This is a genomic window from Polaribacter sp. OB-PA-B3, from assembly GCF_054589375.1.
The window spans coordinates 1-434 of sequence record NZ_BAAIIX010000021.1; the positions used below are offsets into that span (position 1 = coordinate 1).

The following is a 434-nucleotide window of genomic DNA, read 5'->3' on the forward strand; positions in this document are numbered from 1 at the left end:
TCATTTACTGCAACCGGTACATAATCTATCGTTACGGTAGCATTGTTAGAAACATTGCCATCGTTGTCCTCTACATTGTAAGAAATTGGTGTTGGATCCTCTGTAAAGCCTGCTAATGGCGTGAAAGTAATCACTCCGCTAGCCTCATCAACACTCCATGTTCCTTCTCCTGGTACTGCAAAACTTGTTACATTATTTGCATCTCCTGATGCTGGTGTTATACTCGTTGCTCCTACTGGTGCTATTAAACTTACTGTATGAACAGCTATTGTTCCATCAGCATCTGTATCGGCTCCTGCTCCTGTTAATGGATTTAATGTGACTGCGCCTATCGTATTGGATAATGAACTATCATTATTCGCGATTGGGGCAACCTCTTGATAATCGATCGTTACCGTAGCCGTATCTGTTAAACCTGTTTGATTCTCTGTTAA

The 434-nt window shown here is 41.5% G+C and carries 1 protein-coding gene; it reads right to left on the reverse strand.

Annotation, left to right across the window (positions count from 1 at the left end):
* Nucleotides 1-434: hypothetical protein (locus tag ACYPV9_RS14235; protein ID WP_459744834.1), on the reverse strand; the 434-nt coding region annotated here is incomplete at both ends.